The organism is Moorena sp. SIO4E2 (assembly GCF_010671945.1).
Lineage (GTDB): Bacteria > Cyanobacteriota > Cyanobacteriia > Cyanobacteriales > Coleofasciculaceae > Moorena > Moorena producens.
In genome coordinates this window covers 1-2,146 of the sequence record NZ_JAAHIE010000943.1, presented here as the reverse complement: position 1 = coordinate 2,146, position 2,146 = coordinate 1, and the positions used below count along the sequence as shown (strand labels likewise).

At 42.5% G+C, this 2,146-nt stretch carries 2 protein-coding genes and 1 pseudogene; all 3 read right to left on the bottom strand.

Annotation, left to right across the window (positions count from 1 at the left end):
- A partial coding sequence (locus F6K37_RS39240) for a DUF751 domain-containing protein (protein WP_287256651.1) occupies positions 1-126 on the bottom strand: 126 nt, incomplete at its 3' end.
- Positions 127-220: 94 nt separating this feature from the next.
- Positions 221-1,609, bottom strand: a pseudogene (locus tag F6K37_RS39235) (RNA-guided endonuclease InsQ/TnpB family protein).
- Positions 1,610-1,790: 181 nt separating this feature from the next.
- A partial coding sequence (locus tag F6K37_RS39230; protein WP_502887819.1) for a ClpB D2-like domain containing protein occupies positions 1,791-2,146 on the bottom strand: 356 nt, incomplete at its 5' end.

The window sequence follows — 2,146 nt, the reverse complement described above, 5'->3', positions numbered from 1 at the left end:
TGCGATCGCAGTTAGGGGGCGGTTCAGTAGTGGTTTTACCAGCAAAAACAGGGAATAGAATATCCCTAGAGTAATACTGATTAGATAGCGTGGGTAACGAGATACATTTTTAAAAAAGTCTTCCATTGTCCTATAAACTCTTATAGTGCCATTTTTAATACTGGTAGCACTTTTTTACCTTCTTCCGTACTTATTCTGGTAATTTTTGACACTCCCCGTCCTATAAGAACGGGGATTCTTTAATCAACGAGGTCGCTTGCTCTTTCAGACCGGAATCAAAAAGAGTAGAGGCGTCCTCTCCTAAAGCGTAGGGATCAATGATCCAGGTTCCCGTATGCCCTACGGTACCCAAGGCTCTTTTTAGAATATTAATGGCTGCATTGTGGTCGCGTTCGCGTAGCGTCGCCTTCGGCGAATCTAGTACACATCCACATGAACAGGTATGGGTTCGCGTTGATAATGATTTTTTGACAACTTCACCACAACTGGAACAATTTTGACTAGTATAAGCAGGATTTACCGCTACTGTTTGTCTGCCAAACTTTTGTCCAAAATATTCCAGCCATTTTCTAAACTGATACCAACCCGCATCATTAATAGACTTGGCAAGGCAGTGGTTTTTGACCAGATTTTTTACCCTCAAGTCTTGCCTTACGGCACGCTGCGCGAACGTAAGCGACCACATCGTTAGAGTGGATTACGCAGCGCGCCGGAGACGAAACCTTAGAATAAAGAAGCCTTAATAACAAAGATTTAACCCTTTTATGCATAGCCGACTAACCATAAAGGCTTCTTTATTCTTACGGTAACTTCTAACCAGTCTCTTGGCGTGCTCTATGCGCTACGCGCAGGCTACGCCAACACGCTGCCTACTTATTTTGAGGTGCGTCCTACCTAATCTATTAATGGCTTTTTTTCGATTGAATGAGCCTTTCTTTTTCCGAGAAACTCGGCGTTGATCAAACTTTAACCTCTTTTCTCCTTTTCGATAAAACCTGGGATTTTGCTCTACGCCTCCTTTGGAATCGGTATAAAATTCCTTGAGTCCTACGTCCAGTCCGACATTGGTATGAGAAGGCTCCAAAGGCTCCTTGATATCAACTTTTATGCAGAACTGAACATAATACCCATCCGCGCGACGCACTAATCTAACTCGTTTAATCAGTTTTTGTTCGTAACGCCATAACTCCCAGGTTCCCTTCAGTTTTAATTTTCCAATACCTTTCTTGTCTAAGAAATTTATTGACTTAGCATCCCCTGATAATTTCCAACCCGATGTCTTGTATTCAACCGATCGAGAAAACTTTTTAAATTTAGGGTATCCCTTTTTTCCAGGAGTTTTCTTTTTGCACTTGTCGTAGAATCTAGAAATTGAGCTATAAGCTCTTTCTACTGAAGCTTGGCAAGCATGAGAGTTCAAGTCTTTTACAAAGGGATATTCAGCTCTAAGCCACGTATTATGGCGATATAAGTCCTTCTGTCCTACGCCCTTGTTGTCCATCCAGTAACGAATGCACTTGTTTCGGACAAACTGACCAGTACGGATCGCCTCATCAATCGCAGCGTATTGAGTTTTCTTCCCTTTGACCTTAAATTCTAAGACTCTCATTTTTGACGTGGGACAACTCTACGTAAATTATAACACAAAAATAGAAAGCCGTCCTAGAAGGACGGGGATTGAAACCCAAATTTTTTGGTCATCAACAATGCCAAAAAATTCCCCCCTCTTAGTAAGGGGGGGATTAAGGGGAGTTAGCACAGGATAACTAGGGGCTTTACCCTACAATCATTTACTCAACTCCTTGAGGCAAAAGCTCTCGGTTTTCCTTACGACTGACTTGTACCTTACCCTCTTCATTGACATCAACATAGGCAATATCTCCTTCCTTAATGCGACTGGAGAGAATTTCTTCTGCCAGCACATCCTCCAACAACCGCATGATTGCTCGACGTAATGGTCTGGCCCCGTAGCTGGGGTTGTAACCCTCTTCGATCAAACGGTCTTTGAACTTCTCGCTGACTTCTAGAGTAATGCCTTGTTCGTACAGACGACCAAACACTTCTTTTAACAGAATCTTGGCAATGTCCTTGACTTCTTCTTTGGTCAACTGACGGAAGACGATAATCTCATCTAAACGATTCAGAA